This window comes from Pseudoalteromonas espejiana DSM 9414 (genome assembly GCF_002221525.1).
Classification (GTDB): Bacteria; Pseudomonadota; Gammaproteobacteria; order Enterobacterales; family Alteromonadaceae; genus Pseudoalteromonas; species Pseudoalteromonas espejiana.
The window spans coordinates 408,765-429,996 of the sequence record NZ_CP011029.1 but is presented as its reverse complement, the minus strand read 5'-3'; the positions used below and the strand labels follow the sequence as shown (position 1 = coordinate 429,996).

Genomic DNA, 21,232 nt, shown 5'->3' with positions numbered 1-21,232 from the left:
ATTGAAACTATAGTGCATAGAAAAAACACCTAAAACTTGATATTTTTAGACACCCTCTTTATTCAAACTAATAATATTAAGTATGAGCAGCCCAATTAGAGCTACCTCCTTACAAGGAATAGACACCCTAATAAAAGAGCTTGGCGGTGATTTTGTTCAGGCTTTACATGCGTGCAACGTAAGCCTTAACTTTAAAAACCTTGAAGATGAATATTTGCCTTATCGTCAATATGCTCAGCTACTTGAGTATTGTAGCAATGAGTTCAATTGCCCAAGCTTTCGTCTTCAACTTGCAAACAAACAAGAGTTTGAAATTTTAGGGCACATTGCAATCGCCGCTAAAAGCAGCACCAACATAGAAGAAGCAATAAACTGGGTAAAAAATTACCTACACCTGCATAGCCCAGCGTTAACTATGAATGTGCAGCCACTTGAAAACACACAAACATTATTTTTATCGTTTGGGATAAACTTATCCCCTCAGCCCTTAGTAAACCAAGCATTAGAGCTAACACTTGGTTTAGCGTGCAAAACTTTAAAAGAGCTTAGCAATAATCAATGCAAACCAATGCAGGTTTTTTTACCTCAAAAATTAGCTGTAAATAGTTACGCCTATAACGCGTTTTTTGGCTGCCCAGTAGTAGAGGATAGAAACTGTGCCGGCATTGTCATTAATAAACAGCATTTAGCGCTTAAACTGAGTATTTCATCGCTTAGTAAAACGCAGGCCACCTTTAAATATTTAGCGCAATATGGCGCACATACTCAACCTTTACCCGAGCAAGTAATTGCATTAATTAAACCTATGCTCCCTATTCATCAATGTTCAAATTTAACTATAGCCACAGCGCTTGGCATGCACCCGCGTACCCTTCACCGCGCACTTGCAAAGCATAATACCAGCTTTGTTAAACTCAAAGATCAAACACGGCGCACACTTGCAGAGTATTATTTAAGGCAAAACCACCACTGTTTAGCCACAATTTCTGAATTATTAGGTTATCAGGAACAAGCCACGTTATGTGCTAGCATTAAACGCTGGTTTGGGTGCTCTGCACGCGTACTAAAGAAAAGAAAAATGTTACACTAAATTTTTATCTTTTTTCGAAGGACTGGACATGAACTTTGTTATTGTTGGCACCAACTTTATTAGCGATACCTTACTTAATGCAGCCAATACATTAGATGACTTTACCTTATACGGAGTTTGCTCGCGCTCAAACGGCGCTGCTTTTTTAGCAAATCATCCGCAAAATACACAAGCTAAAATATTCACATCTATTGAAGGTGTTTGCCAAGACCAAAACGTAGATGCCGTTTATATTGCAGCGCCTAACTCTTTACACAAACATTATGCTGTTATGTGCCTTGAAGCAGGAAAACATGTACTTGGCGAAAAACCATCGGCGGCTAATAGCCACGAACTAAACGCTATTTTAAGTGCAGCTAAAAAGCATCAGCGTTTGTACATGGAAGCTATGATGACCACGCACTTGCCTAACTTTGCACTGATAAAACAGACAATGTCTAAAATAGGCACTCCCAGAAAATTTATAGGGCAATATAGCCAGTACTCTTCGCGCTACGATAAGTATAAAAATGGCGAACGCCCAAATACATTTTTACCCGAGTTTGCAAATGGGGCTTTGCTTGATTTAGGTATCTATCCATTGTATCTACTTATTGCTCTTTGGGGCGCACCGCAAAGTGTAAACGCCAGTGGCGTACTACTTGATACAGGCGTGGATGGCGCGGGCGATGTACTTTTAAATTATGCCGATAAACAGGCCGTTATTAGTTACTCTAAAATATCGCAAGGCGACAACATAACCGAAATACAAGGCGAGCGCGGCCGCATTCGTATAGAAGCAGTTTCACAGCTCAAAAAAGTAGAATTTATTACAAATAGTGGTGATGTAGAGGTTATTTCAGCCCCATTTGATGAAAATTTTATGAAGTACGAAGTGGCTCATTTTATACAAACCGCTAAACAAGGTGAGTTAGAATCTACGGTTAATACACATCAACTTGCTAAAGATGTAATGACGGTGCTTGACGCTGCTCGCCAGCAGCTTGGCGTGCTATACCCAAACGATAACTAAATAATATGTGGGCGTTAATCAACGACAATTAACGCCCTAAATACAACTACAACACATCTTTTGAAGATACGACTCCCTTCCATGGGCAATCATGCTCATTATTAAGTCAACACGTTTACTTTTAACAACGCTTCTACTTATTTTTATTAAGCCAGCCTTATAAATGTATATTACAAATTAATGCTCTTCAAAAGAGAGTAAAGTTAACTTAGCACACAAAAACATGACCAATCAAGCTGGCCAATTGATTAAAATTAAACTAAATTGGTAATACAAGTAGGTTAACACCTATTTATAATATTATATGACCGTTACAACACTTTAGAATTTTGACATAATAGTGAATTTTGGGGTAACCTCTGCTAATAACAGTTGGTTTAGGCTATTTGAGCCTATGAGCCACTATTCCTTAAGGTAATAAAGGTAGGATATGGGAAATCGTCGCTTATTTTGGCGCATTGTTGATAAAGTTGAAGCTTTAATAAACCAAGGTGAGTTTTCTGCTGGAAGTCGTTTACCGCCAGAGCGTGAACTTGCCGATATGTTTGACGTAAGCCGCCCAACAATTCGTGAAGCTATTATTGCACTAGAAGTACGTGGCCGCGTTGAGGTTAAAACTGGCTCTGGTGTTTATGTAATAGAACAACAAGAAACCGCAGTAAAAACAAAAGAGATCAGTGCGTTTGAGCTTACTCAAGCACGTGCACTTATTGAAGGCGAAATTGCCGCACTTGCCGCACAATCAATCACAGACGAAGAGCTTGCCCAGTTAAAACAAACGCTTATTGCGATGGAAAAAGGCCTTTACGTTGAACAAGCCGACCGTGAGTTTCACGAAATAATAGCGCGTGCTACACGTAATAAAGCCCTTGAATTTGCAGTTTCTAATTTATGGGATTTACGCCTTAACAACTCACAAATTGTGGCTGATTACGGCAGTGTGTGTAAAAACAATAACGATTGCGTAATGGATGAGCACACCGCAATATATAATGCGCTGCAAACACACGACGCAAGTGCCGCACGCACCGCAATGCATCAACACTTTAACCGTTTAATCAATGCGTTATTTGATGCCGTAGAAGCGCGCGCATTACAAGAAATAAAACGCAAAAACGACGAAAAACGCGGCCTTTACTCACTCGATGGCCTAGTAAAAAGTGCAAATAAAGCACTTTAACTATTAAGTTATTTAAAAATACAGCGAGCAAAAACGTTTTGTTGCTCGCTTTTTTATACCCCTTCTAGCTCGCATACCAATATTATTTAGTGTTCTTACCAGTACACTCTTTCAAATTGCTCATTTATTACTCACACTATTTACCTAGTCAGTTTTCATTAACTTAAACAAAAACCACTTTTTGTAACTAATAAGCAATTATTAAATACCGTAAAACGCCCCTTAGCAACAGCTACCAAAATAATTTTAGATCTATAATTATACCAATCCGCATAATTATGTGATCTATGTTGAGGATGGAAAAACGTGTTGATAGTAAGGTAAAAAATTCGCTATTTAGTTGTTCTAAATGAGAATATTTTAACGCAGATAGCGACACCTTTAGCCCCTAAAAATGATTAAGTATTATTGCGGATTGGTATTACTTAGCGAATCAAAAACAGATACACTGCGCAAAATCAGTCGATTGTAATTAAGGACCATAATGCAATCATCACCAAAAGACTTCTTACTCGCAGTTGTTTGCGTAATATTAGCTATGATCACCATTCAATCTGGTGCGTCTATTGCTAAGCAGTTATTTCCTATTGTTGGCCCCGAAGGCACCACTGCACTTAGGCTTGGTTTTTCTGCCCTTATTTTATGTTTAATCTTTAAACCTTGGAAACATTTACCAACAGCAGGTAACCGGCTTTCAATTTTGGTTTACGGCTTAAGCCTAGGCGGTATGAATATTTTATTTTATTACGCTATAGAGCGTATTCCGCTAGGTATAGGTGTTGCGCTTGAATTTACAGGCCCTTTAGCTGTTGCACTATTTAGCTCTCGCCGTAAGCGCGATTTATTTTGGGTAGCCTGTGCCATTGCTGGTATTTTACTGTTACTACCCGATATGAGCAGCCAAGATAGCTTAGATCCAATTGGTGTGATACTGGCCCTTGCAGCAGGAGCGTGTTGGGCGGCGTATATTTTATTTGGTAAAAAAACCGGCACTCAAAGCTCTGGTGGTGCAACGGTTGCTTTAGGTATGACCATTGCCGCAATAGTACTTGTACCTTATGGTGGCATATCGCAAAGCAGTGCATTTACATGGGGAATTATCCCGCTCGGAATTGGCATTGCTATTTTATCAAGCGCCCTGCCCTATACACTAGAAATGGTTGCTTTGCGCAATATGCCCGCACAAGGGTTTAGCATTATGCTCAGCTTAGAACCCGCTTTTGCTGCGCTGGCAGGCTTTATAATACTTGGAGAGTTGCTTACTCTGTGGCAGTGGTTAGCTATTTTATTAGTGATTATAGCCTCTGTTGGCAGCTCATTTTCAAGTGTTAAAAAGCAAAAAAACACTTTAGATCTAACCAGTTAAAACTAAATAGCCATCGTATATATTACGATGGCTTTTTGTTTCAGGTACTATTAACCAACCGCTTGAGCGCTTTTGTTGGTTGTTAACACATACCCAATCAACGAAATAAGCGGCATACCAGCGGCAACTAGCGCAACGCTTGTCCACCCACCAGCCTCGTAAAGTGGGCTGGCTATAAGTGAACCTACCGCACCACCTAAAAAAATACTCGTCATGTAAATCGCGTTTAGTCGTGCACGACTTTGCGGCTCTAGGGAATATACGGTTCGTTGGCCAAGTACCATGTTTGCTTGCACAGCAAAATCAATAAACACACCTGTTAAAGCTAAAATTATTATCCCGTTGGGTAATTCAAATAAACTAGGTAAAAAGCACACTGCGGCAATTACCTTTGCCAATAACGATAACTGATGGGTATAGCCTTTATCGGCTAAGCGTCCAACAATAGGGGCTGCAATAGCACCTGCTGCGCCAACTAACGCAAATAACGCTATTTGTGATTGCGATAAGCCATATTCTCGCGCAAGTACAATGGGTACGCTCGTCCAAAATAAGCTAAATGAGGCAAACATTAATGCCTGAAAAAGAGCACGCTGGCGCAGAACAGGTTGGCTTATCATTAACTGTTTAAGCGATTTTAATAACTTAAAATAGGTCGTTTTTTGATGTGGATGCCTTTGCGGAATGGCAAAATAAATTACGCTTGCAATAAACACCATACAGCCGGCTGCAAAATAAAATACCGCACGCCAACCAAAGTGATCGGCAATTAAGCTCGATATAGGCCTTGCGAGTAAAATACCTAATAGTAACCCTGCCATAATATTACCCAGCACCTGGCCACGCTTTTCGTCAGACGATAAATGCGCCGCGAGCGGAATAAGCACCTGAACAGACACCGAGCTAATACCTATCATTAAACATAAAATAAGCATTACATTTGGAGTATCGGCAAGAGCTGTACCAGTTAAGCTTAAAAACGACACCCCAAGCGTTATAAGCATTAAGCGCTTATTTTCGACGAGATCAGCTAATGGCACTAAAAAAAACAGCCCAAGTGAATACCCTATTTGCGTAAGCGACACAATAAAACTAGCACTGTGCGGGCTCAATCCAACCTCGGGTGCTAATAGCTCAATAATGGGTTGAGCGTAGTAAATGTTGGCAACAATAAGGCCGCAGCATAAGGCAATAATGCTAACAAGTGTATTGCTAAGTGGCTGCGGTGAAACGCCTGTTTGAGTCATGTGTGTCCTGCTTTATAAAAATAATAAAACCCAATGAATACAAAGCCCATTGGGTTATAACCTCGTACTTTACCTACTTTATTGGTGATGGCTTACCATGTGGGCTTGAGCGTATATACTGTTTAGGTGCAGTTACGGTAGCGCCAAGCTCTGCTGCTGCATGCCAAGGCCAGTGCGGGTTATATAAAATACCACGGGCAAGTGCCACGCCATCGGCTTGCTGCTCGCTAACAATATTTTCGGCTTGTTGTGGCTCGGTAATTAAACCTACGGCTATTACTGGCATATTCACAACTTCCTTAATAGCTGTTGCAAATGGCACCTGAAAGCTCGGTTTAACAGGTATTTGTTGATCAGGGCTTAATCCCGCTGTACTTACATGAATAAAATCACAGCCAAGCTCATCAAGGGCTTTAGCAAGCACTATTGATTGCTCTAAATCCCAACCACCTTCTACCCAATCAGTCGCTGAAATACGAATACCCACGGGTTTGCTACTGTTAAACTCTGCGCGAACGGCTTTAAATACCTCTAGCACAATACGCATACGGTTTTGTAAACTGCCGCCGTATTCATCATCGCGCTTGTTTGTAAGGGGTGACAAAAATTGATGCAACAAATAACCATGCGCACCATGTAGCTCAATTAAATCAAGGCCAAGCTCGTCAGCACATTTAGCGGCACTCACAAAGTCGTTAATTAATGAGTCTATGTCGGATTGGCTCATGGCTTTTGGCACTGGGCTATTATCGTCATAAGCAACTGCTGAAGGTGCGAGCGTTTGCCAGCCGTTTTCATCCGTAGGGTTTAATGCACCACCACCATCCCATGGTTTTTCTGTTGATGCTTTACGCCCAGCATGCGCTAGCTGAATACCAATAGGCATAGGGCTATATTGCCTAACCGCTTTTAAACTTTTATCTAATGCTTGCTGGGTTTCATTATTCCAAAGCCCTAAATCGCCATAACTAATACGCCCTTCAGGATTAACCGCTGTGGCCTCTAAAATAAGTAATCCTGCCCCGCTTAAGCTTAATTGTCCTAAATGAATGGTGTGCCAGTCACTGGCGGCACCACTGTTGGCTGAATACTGGCACATAGGTGCAATAATAATGCGGTTGTTTAAGGTGAGTTGCCCTATGTTTAACTCCGAGAATAACTGGCTCATAATTTAATCCTGTAAATGCGCGCACACATGTGCGAATTGAAGTAGCTTACGATAACTAAGAACAATGGGGATCAAACTAAAAATTTATAGGGCTAAAAATTAAATAACTTCTAGAAAATAAACCAGCAAAACTTGTATTAACAAACAACACAATTACTACAAAATAATAAACATGAATGGCTATTTACATTTGCTCAATGAGATAAAAGCACATTACTTGTACCTTATTTAGCCAACGTATTGGATGTAATAGCTATTTATATAATTTTTTGCTGTGGTTTTATCTATATTTATTCCAAAAAAGTGAATTAAAATTCAACTTTATCATTCCCAGCCACTTAACTCCCTGCTAAACTATTCACTTAATTTACTTATGTAAAACATTTGAACTGGGGATCACTTTTTATGTTTAAACCAAGCTTGTTAACCTTGGCTATTTCGAGCGCTGTATCTGGCGCATTTATATTTTCTAATTCTGCAGTGGCGCAAGAAGAAGTCACCGCTACAAACAAATCGCTCGAAGTAATCGAAGTAACAGCAACAAGACGCAGCGGCTCGGTGCAAAATGCACCGCTAAATATTACAGCCCTAGATGCTGATGTAATGAAAGATCAAAACATTGGCGAACTTGCGGATGTAGCGCGTTGGGTACCTGGTTTAACAATTACCGATCAAGGTGGTCGCTCAGGCTCGCCTATTATTGTACGTGGTTTAAATACAAACTCGTCTGGCCCATCATCAGATGGCGGCACAGTCGCTACTTACGTTAACGAAATTCCAGTTTCGGTTGATATGCGCTTGGTAGACATAGAACGCGTTGAAGTACTTATTGGGCCACAAGGTACGCTTTATGGCGCAGGTACATTAGGCGGCGCAATTCGTTACATGCTTAAAGAACCAGAGCTTGATTTTACCTCGGTAGAAGTATTTGGTGACCTATTTCAAACCCAAGAAAGCGACTCACTAGGTGGCGAAGGCGGCTTTATTGTTAACCTTCCTATTATTGAAGATGAACTTGCAGTGCGTGCAAGCTTAAACGTATACGAAGACCCTGGTTTTATTGATTATGCATACACTGTGCGTGAGCCAGGTGTATCACTACCCGACCCTGATTGGAGCGATAGCTCAGCAGTTAACGAAAACATTAAAAATGTAGAAGACGCCAACGGTGAAACCACCACTACAGGGCGTATTTCAGTTCGTTGGAAAGCAACTGAAAGACTAGAGGCTACATTAAATTACTTTTACCAAAAGCAAGACAGCGAAGGCCGCTCTATTGTTCATTACAACAGCCTAAACGAAGATAACGGCTTAAGTGATATTGTTGGTAAATACGAGTCTGCTTATCGTTATGAAGAGCCGCGCGAAAAAGAAGATCAATTACTAAGCCTTGAGCTAAAAGCAGACCTAGGTTTTGCAGAGCTAGTATCGGCTACGGGTATTTCAAGCTTTGATGCCGACGGCCAACGCGACCAAACCGATTTACTTATTCGTCTTGATTACGGCTACGAAGAATTTCCAGCGTTTTCATCTTTCACACGTGAAATTGAAGAAGAAGACACCTTTACCCAAGAGCTGCGTTTAGTATCGCAAGGCGATAGCGACTTAAACTGGATTGTAGGTGCGTTTTACAACAAAATTGAAACCGACGCTTCAAGTAAAGAATTTACCCCAGGCTTTGGTGACTTTGCAGTAGAAAACTTTGGCGCTTCGCAATCTCGCCCAGACGAACTTGAGTACTTCTCGGTAGATCGCACAGAAATAACAGAATCAGCTTTATTTGGTGAAGTAGGCTACCAAGTAACAGAAAAGCTAGACGTAACAATTGGTATGCGTTTATACCAATACGACGTTGAATCAGAGTCTGCTGTCGACTTCCCGCTATTTAATACCTTGTTTGATGGCGCAGCAGCTGATGCTATTTCATTGAACTTTGAAAAAAATGAAGCTGACGATAACGGCAGCCTATTTAAATTTAATGCAAAATACCAATTTACTAATTCTGTTATGGGTTACGCAACAGTAAGTGAAGGCTTTAGAATTGGTGGCTCTAATGGTTTAGCGCCGTGTCCTGATCCATTACCAGCTAACCAAGCAGGTTGTGGTAGCCCAGAAGAAATGCTCTACGATGCCGACACCACTACAAACTACGAGTTAGGCCTTAAAAGTACTTGGTTTAGAAGCCAATTACACTTTAATGCCGCGTTATTTAACGTAGATTGGGATGATGCACAAATTGCAGGTGCTACCGATGTAGGGCAACTTCCGTACTTATCTAACGCAGGTAGTGCAAACGCAAAAGGGATTGAGTTATCTACCCGTGCCATTTTATCTGACTCGTTTACCGTATACGCTACTTATGCTTACACAAAAGCAGAGCTAACGTCAGACGCACCATTTTTGTTTAATGCTGATGGCACCGATGGCGCAGAAGACAGCGACCGTTTACCTGGCTCGCCAGAGCACCAGTTCTCAATGGGTATAAATTATCAAACAGATGTATTTAGCGACAAAACTCTTGATATTAACTACGGTTTAACCGCGCAAAGCGATGTTATTACCAGAGTAGGCCTGCATGACAATGGCGAAACACTACCAGGTTACAGCTTAAGTAATATTTCTGCTAAGCTAACAGCTGATGAGTGGTCGACTACTTTATATGTTGATAATCTATTTAATAAATATGCATTTACATCGGTTCGCCGCTCAGATGCAGACATAACAACTGCAAACGGTGCCGATATACAACGTAATTACGGTCACTTTGTAAATCAGCCACTAACAGTAGGTGTTAAATTTAACTACAAATTTGAAATTTAATTTATAGTCACTTTTAAACAATGTTTTAAGGCTCAAATTTATTTGAGCCTTTTTTCTTTATTAACGCGTAACTAAAAAATAAAAATTAAACAATGCAGCCAAATTTAAAACAACTCCATCAAAGCGCAATTACACATTTAAACCAAGGCAATATTGAACTTGCTCATAAAGCCTTAGTTGAATTAGTAACTCAAAAAAACGACTTTGCCGATGGGTACTTTTTACTGGCCATGGTTAATTTACGTGTTGGGCAAATACACAAAGCCATAAAGTTAATCGAAAAAGCCCTTAGCTTTGGCAAAAGCATTGAATATACCGCCCAACTTGCAAAATGTTACGCATTAACAGGTGAGCTTACCAAAGCAAAAAACACCGCTTTAGCCATACCGGTTGAGCAAATACAAAAGAGTCTTGATGCCGACACCCTTGGTGTCGCACTTACGCAAGCAGGCCTTCACGAACACGCACTAAATTACTTTAACTACGCTATTGAACTGGCCAAACACGCAAATAAACCACAACCACAGTTTTATTATAACTTGGGTGTAAGCGCTAAATTTGTAGGCCAATTTGAACAAGCCAAAAATGCCTTTGAAAGCGCCATTACGTTAAACCCGCTGCATCATCAAAGCCATTTTGCATTAAGCGATTTAACCAAAGCCGCTGCGCAATCTAATCATATAGCGCGCTTAAAAACCGTAGCTGAGCAAATCACTCATCCCGATGCAAAATTACACATTGGCCACGCACTTGCAAAAGAGTATCAAGACATAGGTGAGTTTGATAATGCGTTTAAAAGCCTAGAGCAAGGTAAAGCAGCTAAACGCGCTATGCAGCCGTTTGATCATAAAAGCTCAGCCGCATTATTTGAACACATTAAACATTTAAGTGAGCAGCATAAACACGCGCTAACACAAGGTAATCCAACGCCAGAGCCTATTTTTGTATTAGGTATGCCCCGCTCTGGCACCACATTGGTTGAGCGTATTTTATCGAGCCACAGCGACGTACAATCAGCCGGAGAATTACAAGACTTTGGCCTAAGTGTTAAAAAGTTAAGCCAAACTCAAACACCGCATGTACTCGATACTCAAACACTCACTAAAGCGTATGAGCTTGATTTTAATCAGCTTGGGACAACTTATTTAAATGCGACTCGCGTAACCACCGGCAGCCATAAACACTTTATTGATAAGCTCCCGTTTAACTTTTTTTATATCGACTTAATTACTAAAGCGCTGCCAAACGCTAAAATTATTTGTATGCTGCGCGACCCAATGGACACCTGTATTGGTAACTATCGCCAGTTATTTACAATAAATAACCCCTACTACGCATACTCGCTCGATTTACTCGACACCGCCAAATTTTATAGCCGCTTTTACAAACTCATGCAGCACTTAAGCGCCCTGCACAGCAATATAAAATTAGTAAAATACGAAGAATTAGTCGCACAGCCCGAGCAGCAAATAAAAGAGTTAGTCAGCTTTTGTAATTTAGAATGGCAAGCACAATGTATAGATTTTCACCTAAACACCGCACCGGTATCTACAGCCAGTAAAGTGCAAGTACGCCAACCATTAAATAGCAAAGCAATTGGCCGTTGGAAGGCATTTAAACCCCATACTAATGCAGCAGTGGAATATCTTTTAAGCCAAGGTATTAGTGTTGAATAAGCCTCTTGTTTTATCGATGGAGCAACCCAAATAGGCGACTTTGCGTAAGTGTAGATCGGAGAAGCGAAGCGCCATCCGACAAAGTAAAATACCTTGCCAATTATTATCACATTTTATGTTGTCGAGTGGCTGGAGAGTGCCAGGAGCGGACATTCACATAGCACTCGCTTACACCCCACGTTTGTTTAAAGCAAAACCTTCTTTTACTCTTTCTGAAAGTTATTGGGCGGCCATTGGTAACCTTCAACAGAGCTGTAATCAGCTGACTATCTAGGTAAAACACCATTTACGTAAGAACAAGGTGTTTTTATGAGGCATAAGGTCCATAGAGTAGAGCTATATACAAATACTTAACAATGCTAAATCAGATCTTAAGTGCTGCCCCTAAATGTAGTTTATATCGCTCCATATCGACTTTTACTTGGGGATTTTTCATAACATCGCTACAAATAAAAGTTTCTAGTGGCTTCATTCCTAAAAACTGATTTGCTTTATGCACGGGTAAATACACACCATCTACCCCAGTCCCCTCAAAAAACTGCTCACTATCAATGAACGCATTTACTGGGGCATTCCACGTGACAGAAAGCATGTATTTTTTACCGTGAAGTAAGCCTCCAGATCCATACTGCTTTGAAATATCACTTCTAGACCTACCGTCGCTTTCATATAACTTACCGTGCCCTTTGGTAAACACCTCATCCACCATGCGGGCATCTGAAAGATTACCAAGTCAGCCCACAGCCATTTAGAAATTTCTTCATCGACATCATATCCCTTATCAATAGTTGTGTTACGAACATTACAGTTACTTTGTACAAAGAAGTTTTCAGCAAAGGCTGTGAGCGAATTGTTAAGCTCACCTTTAGAGTGAGCGAAACATTTACCGCCATTTAAAATTAAGATATTTTTCACTATGTACTACTACCCATTCTTTATTGAAATTCACTTAAAAACCTTTAATTGATAAGTGTCTGACATTAAATGCCTATTTGATGCCTTTTAATCCAGTTAGAATCTCTTCGCCCACTTTACGAGCTGATTGCGGGTTTTGACCAGTAATAACTCGCCTATCATTCACAACGTTTACCGTCCATGCAGCACCATAAATGTGCTTTGCACCTTTGGACATTAATGTATCCTGTAGTGAGAAAGGAACAACTTCTGTTAGCCCTATATTTGACTCTTCCTCGTTAGTAAATGCAGCTAATTTTTTTCCTTTAACGAGGTATTGTCCGTTACTAAGCTTGACGTCTGTAAGAGCCGCTGGGCCATGACAAATCGCGCTTACAATACCGCCTCGCTCATATATTGAAACAGTTAATTTATTGATAAGTTCATTGTTCGAGAAGTCCCACATAGTTCCGTGACCGCCTGCATAAACTACTGCTTGATAATCTTTACTGTTTACATCTTCAATCGCTTTTGTATTTATAATTGAAGCCATGAGCTTTTTATCATTTATAAACCTAGCATTATCTTCATCTGAAAAATCTAGACTTTTAGGGTCTATTGGGGCCATTCCACCTTCAATGCTAGCAACATCAACTTCAAAGCCTGCATCAGCAAGGACGTAATAAGGATGTGTTAACTCACCTAACCAAAAGCCAGTTTTCATATCTAACGAACCCATTTTATTGTGGCTAGTCAGTACGAAAAGGATTTTATCCGCAGCAAAACTTGGAGCCGCGAAAACTAGTGTCATTAATAATAATAAAATTTTCATACTATCTTTCTCATATAAATTAAACCAACCGATTTGTCGGTTACTTGTAAAATACGCTACAAACTTTCATTGTTAGGCATTGGAGCTCAAGTCTCAGTTTTTTGGTAGCGGCTCACCTGCATGTAACAACTCGACGGAAATATTATCCGCAAAGCGTAAAAAAGCCATTTGACCGTCTTGAGGAAATCGATTTACTTCAATGCCTAGTTCCTGTAAATGAGCGCATGTCTCGTATATATTTTCAACTCTGTAGGCTATATGACCGAGGTTTCTCCCTGTATTTAGATACTCAGGCTCCCAGTTATAAGTAAGTTCAATTTGAGCGTTGTCATCACCTTGTGCAGCTAAAAGATAAGAGAAAACTTTGCTTCAAAGTAGCCTTTCCTTTTTAGAGCTTTCAACCCTAGACCTCAAAGCAAAATCTTAGTGATGCTTTAATATCTGATATGCGAAGATATTTCATTTATCACAAGCCCTCAAACACACGAGCTGCTTTAATATCGACTGATAGCACTCTACCTTCTAAAGACGTTTGTAATTGAAGATAATGAGGCAGTATCTTATGTTGCTCTAAAGTATCTATGTCACGCCACATTTCAATTAATGTGATTCTTTGTGACCCATTAACATCAGAGAAAACATCATAACGCTCGCATCCATCTTCAAGAATACTGTCACTCGAACATTCATAAATTGCATTTAATACAGTGCTGTAATGTTGTGTTTCACATAGAATATCCACAACGACCATTACTTCATTGTCCATTTTTAACCTTTATCTTGGTTTATAAGGCTGCTTACACAGCCTTTAATTAAATAGCTGAAATTTAACGCTCGATTACGATTTTACCTGTGGCTAACCCTGATTCTAGACGAGTGTGAGCATCTTTAACTCCTTGTAAAGTTAAAGGGAAAACACTATCGATAAGAGGTTTAACTTGACCTTTATCTACAAGCCCAGCAAGTCGGCGTAGAATGTCACCGTGAGTCTCTCTATCGATGTTATGAATAATTGAAATCGCCATAAATACTAGGTCTAACCTTAGAGCCTTAAAGTGCATTTCAGTTAAGTTATAATCAGCATAACCAATTGTAGAGATAACATGCCCCTTCAGTTTTGCAGCGATTAATGAGTTTTGTAAAACGGGCCCGCCCACTGTATCAAATACCGTATCGAAGCCTTGACCATTGGTTAGTCGTTCAACATATTCCTTTGGCTCTTCTGTAGGGAATAGAACCGTTTCATCTGCGCCTAATTGTTTTGCAGTTTCTGCGCGAGCTTCATCTGCAACAGTCGTTGTAACATGTGCACCTAGTGCTTTTGCAAGCTGAAGACCAATGTGGCCTACGCCACCTGTACCACCATGAACCAACACTCTATCGCTCGGCTGGATTTCAGCTCGACCAATAATAGCTTCCCATGCTGTAATTGCTACTAAAGGCAAGCTAGCCGCCTCACCAAAGCTAAGCGTTTTAGGTTTATGTGCTAATAATACAGCGTCAGCTTCAACCTTATCTGCAAGAGTACCCGGAATGCCAACGATACCGCCGACACAACCGTATACTTCATCACCAATTTTAAAGTTAGTTACACCTTCACCTACTTCACTGATTACGCCCGATACATCCATGTGAAGGATTGCTGGATAAGTCATACCAGCAGTGCCTTCACTGCCTTGACGGATTTTAGTATCAACAGGGTTAACACTTGTCGCTTTTACATCTATTACGACGTGGCCGCGTTTTGGTTTTGGCGCATCAACTTCGATTTCATGTAAAACATTAACGTCACCATGACCATTAATAGCTATTGCTTTCATAATAATTTCCTCTTTGTTATTGACGAAAGTGATGTTATCAACATAATTAACAACCAAAAACACACTAAAAGTTTAATGATTAATTCCAAAAGGTTGATAATTTGATTGATTCAATAGAAGAACTAAAGATATTCAGTACGATTTTTGAACTTAAATCTATTCGAATGGCTGCTGATGCTCACAACCTAACGGCTGCAGCAGTGAGTAAAAGGTTGATAGCGCTCGAAAACAGACTGAGTGCTAAATTATTTTATAGAACAACACGGACCCTTAGTCCGACATTTACGGGTGAGAAGCTATATAACCATGCGCAAAGACTTTTAAGTATTAGCGATGAGATTGAACATGACCTCGACCCAACAAATACGTTAAAAGGAAAAATAAAAATAACTGCGTCAGCTTCTTTTACACAAAGCTATCTATTACCTGTGATTAGCAGCTTTTTAGAAAGTTACCCGCAAGTTAATATTGAAATCATTTCTACAGATAGTTTAGTTAATTTAACTGAACAAGGTGTTGATTTGGCAATTAGACATGGCCCTTCGCGAGATTCATCATTAATTGGTCAAAAGCTATCTGATACAAAGAGAGTATTATGTGCAACGCCGAGTTATTTAGAAAAAAAAGGAGTACCACAATCACCTGAATATTTAACTGATCATAGTTTATTAACCGTTGGGAATGAAACTAACTGGTCATTCATTAGAGAAAGTGAACGAAAAACAGTTAAGTTAAACCCCAGCTTTTCTTCTAGCTTAGGGGACAGCGTTTTGGGTATGGTGGAATTAGATCATGGTATTGCACTTTTGTCAGATTGGCATATTAAAGAACGTGTTGAAAAAGGGCGCTTAAAGGTTATTTTAGAAGATTGGGAGTGTGACCCATCAATTTCAATTAACCTATTATATCCGTCTAGGAAAAACCAATCGATAATAGTTAGGAACTTCATTGACCACTTGAAAGAATGGATAAAAAGCAATCCCCTTTCAAAATAGACTTAACTTCTTAGGGTTTTCACTACAGTTAACTTCATCTGGTAGCAAATTAGCTAACTCCACCTAGAGCCATTTACCAAACTTTAAAAAAGAGCAAGATATAAATTACACTTTATAGTGGTTTGGAGTATGTGTTTAGTGGATAAAATACTTTATATCCGAAGGGGGCTATGTGCCAAAAGCGAACAGTCATAACCTTATTCACTTGTATGTGTTTTTTCTCGAAAACTAAAGATATTAAGAAGGCACCCATTTATTTTGATTATATTCATAAGCCCAAAAGTCAGCACCTGTAGTTTCAAATAGATACTCAAGTCTAAGATCCACTTTAAAACATATAAACTGCTCGGCGGCTTCATGAGCTTTAGCAATGCTTGGATATAAATGACGTTCACCATTAGCATATAGGCAGCAATCTTGACCCATGATTTAATAACTCCAAATTATAAGAACACACAACAGCTTATTGAACACCATTTAGGTGGTTTATAACACACCAAAAAGGCGTATATTACATACTCTGATAAGTTCACCAATAATTACCTTTGTAAACAAGCAATTGAAACAGTCAGGAATTAATCATGTTATTTTTCCCTAAAACGGCGTTTAGTAGTGTTATCGGCCAAAATTAGGCTCCGACTCAAAGAAGTAGGAATAAATTTAACTTTTTCAATGACCGCTTATCGCTCATAGCGGCCCTTTAAAACTAAATTTACTTAGCCTGAGCACCCCATCACAACGCTCATTTACTTTTATGTCGGTTCAACGGCAAATAATGTCGATTCAGATAAACATTAATGAAGCAGGTTAAAAAACTCGCTAAATTTCTTATCAACAAAACGCCAAATACCTATTTGATAAGGAATATAGTCATGAACATTATTACAAAAACAGTTATAGCACTGAGTTTAGCAAGCCACTTTAGTGCGTATGCCATTGACCTTCGGGTCGACAACATCCGTTTATACCAAAGTAGTTCGCAAAGCTTTTCTGCGCCGAGTTCGCTTTATATTGACGATGGTAAAATTGTAAATGTTGCCAAAGCAACCGACCCACTACAAACCGCCGACAATACTATTAATGCCAACAACCAGTATGCAATACCCGGTTTAATTGATTTACATGTTCATTTAGGCTCATCGGGCAGTAACTTTTCTGAATTTCAGTATTTACCGGTTAAATCGCACTTTAATTCTAATTTGTATTTAGGCGTAACTAATATTGTTGATTTGTTTTCGTTTGAGCAAACCCTAAACGAAGCCGCGCAATTAAAAGCAACACAAGTGACCCCTAACCTTTTTTATGCAGGTACTTTGTTTACCAACCCTGGCGGACATGGCACGCAGTTTGGCGGCCAAGCTTACGAAATTGCAAAAGATGAAGACATAGAAGCGCTATGGCAAAAACATATAAGCACTCACCCACATGTAACTAAAGCTGTTATTGAAACTTTTGGCGGTGTGGGTAAATCGTTAACTGATAGCCAATTAAGCGAGCTAGGTAAACGCTCTAAGGCCGCTAATTTACCGTATTTTGTGCATGTTTCTACACTAAATGATGGTAAACGCGCTATTAAGGCCGGTGCAACGGCTTTAGCCCACGGTATTAATAGCGAAGCGATTGACGATGAGTTTATTACACTAATGAAAGAGCATAATGTAACCTACATTCCTACGCTTGCGGTGTATCATAACCATAGCGATGAAAAGCATAACCATACTATTAGCTCACAAAGCGAGTTACTAAAAACCATTCCCGAAAAGCTTCAAGGGTGTTTGTTTGAAAACGTGCCTGCACCTTCAAAATGGAAAGAGCACGCGTGGGATGAGCGCAAAACCGCTTATGCAAATATACAAAAGCTACATAAAGCTAATATCACTATTGGCACAGGCTCTGATGCCGGTAACCCTTACACGCTGCATGGTACTGGGTTACACAACGAGTTAGATGCACTAAAAAAAGCGGGTCTTACTAATGGTGAAATAATTAATGCGGCCACTGTAAATGGTGCGATGGCAATTAATAAATCCGGGAGCATTGGCAAGCTTACTAAAGGCTTTGAGGCAAGCTTTGTACTACTTAAGCAAAACCCGCTTGATGATATAAACCATATTCACACTATCTCAGAGGTTTATAAAGCAGGTATACAAGTAGACCGCCCAGCGCTTATTTCTCAAAACAAAGCCATAAAGCCACAAGGCCCCGCTTGTAATGAAGTATTAAAAAGCAGCCAAGCGCAGCATGTTATTGATGATTTTACCGGTGATACACCATGGCAAGCCCAGAGCGATTCGGTAATGGGTGGTCAATCTGTTGCAGCGCTTACCACGAATAAAAATAGCTTAACCATAGATACAACCATTACAAAGCCAACCAGTTTTGGCGCGTGGGCAGGCGCTGAAATAAAATTTACATCGCCGGTTGATGCCTCTGCATTTAAAGGTATTCGATTAACCTATAAAGGTTCAAGCACGCCTTTTGCTATGTCTGTTTATCATAGTGATGTAAAAGATTGGGATCACTTTAGTGTACTTTTAAAGCCGCGCGATGAGTGGACAACGCTTGATATTCCTTTTTCCACTTTTAAACAATTTGGCTTTGGTAGCCCAGTTACGTGGTCGGCCACTGAATTAACTGGGGTTAATTTAATGTGGCGTAAAATGCCAGGCGCAAGCAATGAGCCATTAAAAAACACACTACAAATCAAGGAGCTAACTTACTTTTAAATACGATGCAGTCAAAACACAAAGTCTTTGGGTTTTGACTGTTTTTTGTTATGGTTTAATCACTTACAAAAAGAAGCACCTATTATGCTCAAACATCCTTTTTATAAATACAGCTTTTTTATTTTACTTGTTGTAGATATTGCTTATGCCCTTGGGCTCATAATTGCTAACTCTGCGCCCTTTACTACGGGTAGTGCACTTGCTGCTACCGTGTGGTTTGTTACTTTTTACTGGGTGCCGGTATGGAGTGCGGCAGCGGTTATTTTTTACCTGCGCAATAAGCATATTAATAAAATAGCATTTGAATGGTTAATTGCAGTTGTATTTATGGCACTTGGTAATGTGATTACCGATACAGTGCTCACACTGCTTTTTGATGGGCATAAATCCATGGGGGTATTTGTTGTATTTAACGGCTTACTTTGGGGCTCGTGTATTTACTTTACCAGTATTTTTATTGAGAACAAAAAACGCGCAACAGCCGAAAAACATGCTCTTAAACAAGCTCAACTTGCTACATTGCGCTACCAGCTAAACCCACACTTTATGTTTAATAGCTTAAATACAATTTCGGCTTATATTCATACAAACCCCGATTTAGCCGATGAAGTACTGCATGAACTTGCTGATATTCTAAGGTACTCACTTGATACTGCCGAGCAACAGCAAATACCTTTACAGCAAGAGCTTACAATAATAGAAAAGTACCTAAATATTGAAAAAGCACGCTTTGGCGATAAACTTCAGGTTAATTACCACATTCCTAATACGCTTAAAAATATATCGCTACCTCCGCTACTTATTCAGCCCATAATTGAAAATGCCATTAAACATAACGCCAAACAAACGTCGCTAATTCTTAATATAACGCTCAGTGAGCTACCTAACGGCGTTAAAATACAAATTAGCGATAATGGTAAAGGGTTTTCGAGTGATGTTATAAAACACGGGCATGGCAATGGTATAGGGATGAAAAACATACTAAAACGCGTTAAACAACTTGGCAAAAGTAAGGTACTACTGAGCAATAACAATGGCGCAGTGGTTACGTTGGAGCTAACACTATGAACAGTAAAAACCAGCCAAATACAGCATCTAAAATGCGCGTGTTATTTGCCGATGACGAGCTTCCCGCTCGCGAAAAATTAAGCCACCAATTAAGTTTAATGGAGCATGTTGATGTAGTGGGTATGGCCACAAATGGCAAAGAGGCCATTACATTAATAAATGAGCTAAAACCTGATGTGGTATTACTTGATATACAAATGCCTGAAATTAACGGCTTAGAGCTTATTGATTTACTTAACTACCAGCCCATTATTATTTACACAACCGCGTATGACCAATTTGCGATTGAAGCATTCGAGCACGCCTCAACAGATTACTTACTCAAACCTTTTCCTATTGCTCGATTAAAAAAAGCACTCGCCAAAGCGCAGCAGCTACTTGAGCAACAACGTGCCCACTGCCAAGTTAACAGCCCAGAACACGAGCAAACCTTTGCATTAACCGAAAACACATTAAATAAGTTAATTAGTAAAAACGGTGAGCGTATATTTTTACTCTCACCGGGTGACATTAAGTTTATTAAATCGGAACAAGGTAATAGTTTGGCGTGGAATGGCGACACATTTCATCATTTAAGCGATACGCTCGATCAGCTTGAGCATGCCTTAGTAGCAAAAAACTTTGTACGAATTCATCGAAGCTATTTGGTTAACGTTGACCACATTAAAGAAATACAGCGTTGGTTTAATGGTAAATTGATGGTGATTGTAAATGATGATATTAAATCTGAACTAAGCACCAGCAGAGCCGGTGCCGATAAACTAAAGCAATTACTACACATTTAACTTATCTAAAAATGTGTTACTGATCATTGCTCGAATACACACTTAAAATGGGAAACTTATGCTCAGTAAACGATACAGTTACCGACTGTGTTTGTTTGCCATTAAAGCCTAGTTTAAATTCACTTGGTGTTAGCCTGCTGCCATCTGCAAACAGCGCTAATAAGTGTTCTTGATTAAGTTCACGCTTTCCAGAGGCTAAATTTGTAAGGGTAATAACCGCCCAGCGCTCCCCTTCTTCGTTACTCATAAGTACATAGTTTAAAATTGAAAAGTCAGACTTTTTAGGCGTTATATTGTTATCGTTTGGAAACGACAAGTGCATACTATTTGGTATGGCTCGGTCAACGTTTAATACATTATTTTGCGCTGCAAACACATTGGCGCAAAGTACTAATAAAAAGCTAACTACAATTTTTGCCACAATTAAACGTCCTTTTAAATTTAGATGTTCGAATGCTTGATTGAAATTTATACTCGCAGTTTTTACCTATTATGTAAACACCCGATTAAAAGCCTAACAAACAGGCTAAGCGCTCATTCAGTGTCACCGCAT

At 39.7% G+C, this 21,232-nt stretch carries 18 protein-coding genes and 1 pseudogene; 10 read left to right on the top strand and 9 right to left on the bottom strand.

Annotated features, from left to right (window positions below):
• The first annotated feature begins 82 nt into the window (after positions 1–82).
• The 4 genes from PESP_RS18795 (at position 83) to PESP_RS18780 (ending at position 4,648) form a co-directional block, all read left to right on the top strand.
• The gene (locus PESP_RS18795) at positions 83–1,090 is read left to right on the top strand and encodes an AraC family transcriptional regulator ligand-binding domain-containing protein (RefSeq protein WP_089349539.1); all 1,008 of its coding nucleotides are present in this window, start codon (positions 83–85) and stop codon (positions 1,088–1,090) included.
• A 28-nt stretch (positions 1,091–1,118) separates the two neighbouring features.
• Positions 1,119–2,102: a Gfo/Idh/MocA family protein gene (locus PESP_RS18790; RefSeq protein WP_089349538.1), complete on the top strand. Its 984-nt coding sequence runs from the start codon at positions 1,119–1,121 to the stop codon at positions 2,100–2,102.
• 430 nt (positions 2,103–2,532) lie between these two features.
• The gene (locus tag PESP_RS18785) at positions 2,533–3,282 is read left to right on the top strand and encodes a FadR/GntR family transcriptional regulator (protein ID WP_089349537.1); all 750 of its coding nucleotides are present in this window, start codon (positions 2,533–2,535) and stop codon (positions 3,280–3,282) included.
• Between the two features lie 484 nt (positions 3,283–3,766).
• Positions 3,767–4,648: an EamA family transporter gene (locus PESP_RS18780; protein WP_089349536.1), complete on the top strand. Its 882-nt coding sequence runs from the start codon at positions 3,767–3,769 to the stop codon at positions 4,646–4,648.
• Between the two features lie 50 nt (positions 4,649–4,698).
• On the opposite strand, the gene PESP_RS18775 is transcribed toward PESP_RS18780, so the two are convergent.
• Complete coding sequence (locus PESP_RS18775; protein ID WP_089349535.1) at positions 4,699–5,895, bottom strand: MFS transporter; 1,197 nt, start codon at positions 5,893–5,895, stop codon at positions 4,699–4,701.
• 73 nt (positions 5,896–5,968) lie between these two features.
• On the bottom strand, positions 5,969–7,063 hold the full coding sequence (locus tag PESP_RS18770) for an NADH:flavin oxidoreductase/NADH oxidase (RefSeq protein ID WP_089349534.1): 1,095 nt from the start codon (positions 7,061–7,063) through the stop codon (positions 5,969–5,971).
• A gap of 405 nt (positions 7,064–7,468) precedes the next feature.
• On the opposite strand from PESP_RS18770, the gene PESP_RS18765 reads away from it, so the two are divergent.
• Entirely contained in the window at positions 7,469–9,883 is a 2,415-nt protein-coding gene (locus PESP_RS18765; protein WP_089349533.1) for a TonB-dependent receptor, read from the top strand.
• A gap of 92 nt (positions 9,884–9,975) precedes the next feature.
• Entirely contained in the window at positions 9,976–11,559 is a 1,584-nt protein-coding gene (locus tag PESP_RS18760) for a tetratricopeptide repeat-containing sulfotransferase family protein (RefSeq protein WP_089349532.1), read from the top strand.
• 364 nt (positions 11,560–11,923) lie between these two features.
• Here PESP_RS18760 and PESP_RS18755 read toward each other — a convergent pair.
• The 5 genes and pseudogenes from PESP_RS18755 to PESP_RS18735 form a co-directional block, all read right to left on the bottom strand.
• A pseudogene (locus tag PESP_RS18755) lies at positions 11,924–12,474 on the bottom strand (NAD(P)H-dependent oxidoreductase).
• A 73-nt stretch (positions 12,475–12,547) separates the two neighbouring features.
• The gene (locus tag PESP_RS18750) at positions 12,548–13,285 is read right to left on the bottom strand and encodes a type 1 glutamine amidotransferase domain-containing protein (RefSeq protein ID WP_174694399.1); all 738 of its coding nucleotides are present in this window, start codon (positions 13,283–13,285) and stop codon (positions 12,548–12,550) included.
• Positions 13,286–13,378: 93 nt separating this feature from the next.
• Positions 13,379–13,603 (bottom strand): VOC family protein, encoded by a 225-nt coding sequence (locus tag PESP_RS20740; RefSeq protein WP_342744503.1) that lies wholly within the window; start codon positions 13,601–13,603, stop codon positions 13,379–13,381.
• A 148-nt stretch (positions 13,604–13,751) separates the two neighbouring features.
• Positions 13,752–14,051, bottom strand: a complete 300-nt coding sequence (locus tag PESP_RS18740; protein WP_089349249.1) for a putative quinol monooxygenase — start codon at positions 14,049–14,051, stop codon at positions 13,752–13,754.
• A 61-nt stretch (positions 14,052–14,112) separates the two neighbouring features.
• Positions 14,113–15,105: a zinc-binding dehydrogenase gene (locus PESP_RS18735; RefSeq protein WP_089349250.1), complete on the bottom strand. Its 993-nt coding sequence runs from the start codon at positions 15,103–15,105 to the stop codon at positions 14,113–14,115.
• A gap of 101 nt (positions 15,106–15,206) precedes the next feature.
• Here PESP_RS18735 and PESP_RS18730 point away from each other — a divergent pair, with 101 nt between their 5' ends.
• Positions 15,207–16,100 (top strand): LysR family transcriptional regulator, encoded by an 894-nt coding sequence (locus PESP_RS18730; RefSeq protein WP_089349251.1) that lies wholly within the window; start codon positions 15,207–15,209, stop codon positions 16,098–16,100.
• Between the two features lie 237 nt (positions 16,101–16,337).
• Here PESP_RS18730 and PESP_RS18725 read toward each other — a convergent pair whose 3' ends face one another.
• The gene (locus tag PESP_RS18725; protein ID WP_089349531.1) at positions 16,338–16,526 is read right to left on the bottom strand and encodes a hypothetical protein; all 189 of its coding nucleotides are present in this window, start codon (positions 16,524–16,526) and stop codon (positions 16,338–16,340) included.
• 446 nt (positions 16,527–16,972) lie between these two features.
• On the opposite strand from PESP_RS18725, the gene PESP_RS18720 reads away from it, so the two are divergent.
• Genes PESP_RS18720 through PESP_RS18710 form a run of 3 tightly spaced genes read left to right on the top strand, consistent with a single transcriptional unit; the run spans position 16,973 to position 20,679 of the window.
• Entirely contained in the window at positions 16,973–18,826 is a 1,854-nt protein-coding gene (locus PESP_RS18720; RefSeq protein ID WP_089349530.1) for a CIA30 family protein, read from the top strand.
• Between the two features lie 27 nt (positions 18,827–18,853).
• Positions 18,854–19,894, top strand: a complete 1,041-nt coding sequence (locus tag PESP_RS18715; RefSeq protein WP_089349529.1) for a sensor histidine kinase — start codon at positions 18,854–18,856, stop codon at positions 19,892–19,894.
• Entirely contained in the window at positions 19,891–20,679 is a 789-nt protein-coding gene (locus PESP_RS18710) for a LytR/AlgR family response regulator transcription factor (RefSeq protein WP_089349528.1), read from the top strand. The genes PESP_RS18715 and PESP_RS18710 overlap by 4 nt, the downstream gene beginning before the upstream one ends.
• A gap of 16 nt (positions 20,680–20,695) precedes the next feature.
• On the opposite strand, the gene PESP_RS18705 is transcribed toward PESP_RS18710, so the two are convergent.
• Positions 20,696–21,100 (bottom strand): hypothetical protein, encoded by a 405-nt coding sequence (locus tag PESP_RS18705; protein ID WP_174694402.1) that lies wholly within the window; start codon positions 21,098–21,100, stop codon positions 20,696–20,698.
• Positions 21,101–21,232 lie beyond the last annotated feature (132 nt).